At 75.0% G+C, this 3,482-nt stretch carries 2 protein-coding genes; one reads left to right on the top strand and one right to left on the bottom strand.

Annotation, left to right across the window (positions count from 1 at the left end):
* On the bottom strand, positions 1-237 hold a 237-nt coding region (locus GTW67_RS18700; protein ID WP_202437398.1), incomplete at its 3' end, for a VOC family protein.
* A gap of 194 nt (positions 238-431) precedes the next feature.
* Here GTW67_RS18700 and GTW67_RS18695 point away from each other — a divergent pair.
* Positions 432-3,434: a bifunctional [glutamine synthetase] adenylyltransferase/[glutamine synthetase]-adenylyl-L-tyrosine phosphorylase gene (locus GTW67_RS18695; protein ID WP_161165962.1), complete on the top strand. Its 3,003-nt coding sequence runs from the start codon at positions 432-434 to the stop codon at positions 3,432-3,434.
* The last annotated feature ends 48 nt before the right edge of the window (positions 3,435-3,482 follow it).

Here is a 3,482-nt window from a genome sequence, read left to right as displayed (position 1 = left end):
TTGGAGCCCCTGGTAGGAACCGGGCTCCGGCCGGGTCTGCCCCTGCGCCATGTCCCAGATGGCGTCACCGAGGGCGATCGAACAGCCCGAGCCCGGCGGCGTCAGCTGGACGATCCGCATGCCCGGCATCACCTCCTGGTCGATGTCGACGTGGAAGCCCACCTTGTCCCGGTAGAAGTCCCGGGCGCGGTCGATGTCCGTCACGGGCAGCGGGATCACTTCGAGGGTGAAGTCCATGCCCTCACCGAAGCCGATAACGGCCCACCGCGCCACCGAAAGGACGGAACTCCCCGCACGGCGGCGGCCGGATCACCGACGGCACCGTCCGCACCTGCGCCTGACCGCCGCTCCCCGGTTACGCTCAAGGCCGTACGACCTTGATCCGACGGGCCCGGCCCCCACCGGCCCCGCTGGTCCGACAGGAGGCCGAGATGACGGCGCCGGGGCGCAGGAGCAGTACCTTCACGCGACTGCTGCGGCACGGCTTCACCGATCCCTCGGCCGCCGAGCGGCTGCTGGACGGCGTGGAGCTGGCCCCGGTCCGCGACGACCCGGTCCTGCTGGAGGCGCTGGGCGCCACCGCCGACCCGGACCTCGCCCTGCACGGCCTGGTCCGCCTCCTGGAGGCCCAGCCCGACCCCACCGCCCGCCGGGAGCTGCTGGACACCCTGATAGCGGCCAAGCCGCTGCGCGACCGCCTCCTCGGCGTGCTCGGCGCCTCCGAGGCGCTCGCCGACCACCTCGCCCGGCACGCCGGCGACTGGCAGACCCTCGTCACGTACGAGCCGCGCGACCTGCACCAGGGCGTGGCCGAGTTCGAGGAGGGCCTCGCCGGCGTCACCGACCCCGTCTCCCTGCGCGTCGCCTACCGGCGCTGCCTGCTGTCCATCGCCGCCCGCGACGTGTGCGGCACCATCGACATCGCCCAGACCGCCGCCGAGCTCGCCGACCTCGCCACCGCCACCCTGCGCGCCGCCCTCCGGCTCGCCGAGGAGGCCGCGCCCGAGGACGCCGCGCTGTGCCGGCTGGCGGTGATCGCGATGGGCAAGTGCGGCGGACACGAGCTGAACTACGTCTCCGACGTCGACGTCATCTTCGTGGCCGAACCCGCGGAGGGCGTGGCCGAGGCCGACGAGACCAAGGCGCTGCGGGCCGCGACCGCCCTCGCCTCGCACCTGATGCGGATCTGCTCCGAGACGACCGTCGAGGGCACCATCTGGCCCGTCGACGCCAACCTGCGCCCCGAGGGCCGCAACGGCCCCCTGGTGCGCACCCTCAGCAGCCACGTCGCCTACTACCAGCGCTGGGCCAAGACCTGGGAGTTCCAGGCGCTGCTCAAGGCCCGCCCGGTCGCCGGCGACCGGGACCTCGGCGCCGAGTACGTCGCCGCGCTCCAGCCCCTGGTGTGGCAGGCCGCCGAACGCGAGAACTTCGTCCCCGACGTGCAGAAGATGCGCCGCCGGGTGGTGGAGAACATCCCCGTCGCCGAGGTCGACCGCCAGCTCAAGCTGGGCCCGGGCGGCCTGCGCGACGTCGAGTTCGCCGTGCAGCTCCTCCAGCTCGTGCACGGGCGGGCCGACACGTCGCTGCGCAGCGGCACGACGCTGGACGCGCTGAAGGCCCTCGCCGCGGGCGGCTACGTCGGCCGCACGGACTCCGCCCAGCTCGACGAGGCGTACCGCTTCCTGCGCTCCATGGAGCACCGCATCCAGCTCCACCGGCTGCGGCGCACCCACCTCGTGCCCGAGGACGACGCCGACCTGCGGCGCCTCGGCCGCTCCCTCGGCCTGCGCAACGACCCGGTCAGCGGGCTGCTGCGCGAGTGGAAGCGGCACGCCGCCGTCGTCCGCCGGCTGCACGAGAAGCTGTTCTACCGGCCGCTGCTCGACGCGGTCGCCCAGCTGGCGCCGGGGGAGACCCGGCTGCGCCCCGACGCGGCCCGCGAGCGGCTGGTCGCCCTCGGCTACGCCGACCCGGCCGCCGCGCTGCGCCACCTGGAGGCGCTGGCGTCCGGCGTCACCCGCAAGGCCGCGATCCAGCGGACCCTGCTGCCGGTGCTCCTCGGCTGGTTCGCGGACTCCGCCGACCCGGACACCGGCCTGCTCAACTTCCGCAAGGTCTCCGACGCCCTCGGCAACACGCCCTGGTACCTGCGACTGCTGCGGGACGAGGGCGCGGCCGCCGAGAACCTCGCCCGCGTGCTGTCCGCCGGGCGGCTCGCTCCGGACCTGCTGATGCGGGCCCCCGAGGCGGTGGCGCTCCTCGGCGACGGCGACGCCGGGGGGCTGGCGCCGCGCGGACGCGCCCAGCTGGAGCAGGAGGTGCTCGCCGCGGTCCGCCGCGCGGACGGCGCCGTCCAGGCGGTCACCGCGGCGCGTGGCGTGCGCCGCCGCGAGCTGTTCCGTACGGCCGCCGCCGACATCGTCGGCTCCTACGGCACGGACGCCCAGCCCGTCGAGGCCGACCAGGGCGCCCTGGTGGACCGGGTCGGCGCCGCGGTGTCCGACCTGACGGCGGCGACACTGGCGGGCACCCTGCGGGCCGTGGTGCGCGAGGGCTGGGGCGACACCCTGCCCACCCGGTTCGCGGTCATCGGCATGGGCCGCTTCGGCGGGCACGAGCTGGGCTACGGCTCGGACGCCGACGTCCTCTTCGTGCACGAGCCCCGGGACGGGGTCGGTGACCGGGAGGCCGCGGACGCCGCGAACAAGGTGGTCGCCGAGATGCGCCGCCTGCTCCAGGTGCCCAGCGCCGACCCGCCCCTGATCGTCGACGCCGACCTGCGGCCGGAGGGCAAGTCCGGACCACTGGTGCGCACGCTCAAGTCGTACGCGGCCTACTACCGGCGCTGGTCACTGACGTGGGAGTCGCACGCGCTGCTGCGGGCCGAGTTCGTCGCCGGCGACGAGGACCTGGGGCGGCGCTTCACCGAGCTGGTCGACCCGCTGCGGTACCCGGCGCAGGGGCTCACCGAGGAGGCCGTACGGGAGATCCGGCGGCTCAAGGCCCGCATGGAGTCCGAGCGGCTGCCGCGCGGCGCCGACCCCAAGCTGCACGCGAAGCTGGGGCCGGGCGGGCTGTCCGACGTGGAGTGGACCGTGCAGCTCACGCAGCTGCGGCACGCCCACGCGGAACCGGGCCTGCGCACGACCAGGACCCGTGAGGCGCTGGCGGCGGCGTCGGAGGCGGGGCTCATCTCCGCGGAGAACGCCGCGACGCTGGACGAGGCGTGGGTTCTCGCGACCCGGGTCCGCAACGCGGTGATGCTGGTCCGCGGCCGAGCCGGCGACACGTTCCCGACGGACCCCCGCGAACTGGCGGCAGTAGGCCGCTACCTGGGCCACGGCCCCGGCCACGCGGGCGACATGCTCGACGCCTACCGCCGCACAGCCCGCAGAGCCCGCACGGTGGTGGAGGACCTGTTCTACGCGTAGCCGCACTCGCATAGCTGCGGGCAATCGTGCCGCTGGGGCGGCACGGGT

The organism is Streptomyces sp. SID5910, assembly GCF_009862125.1.
In the GTDB taxonomy this organism is placed as follows: Bacteria; Actinomycetota; Actinomycetes; order Streptomycetales; family Streptomycetaceae; genus Streptomyces.
The sequence above is the reverse complement of the archived record's forward strand: the minus strand, read 5'-3'. Positions and strand labels throughout refer to the sequence as shown.

What these genes read in the sequence shown, in the direction of transcription:
- GTW67_RS18695 (WP_161165962.1), top strand. Translation starts at nt 432, where the DNA reads ATGACGGCGCCGGGGCGCAGGAGCAGTACCTTCACGCGACTGCTGCGG.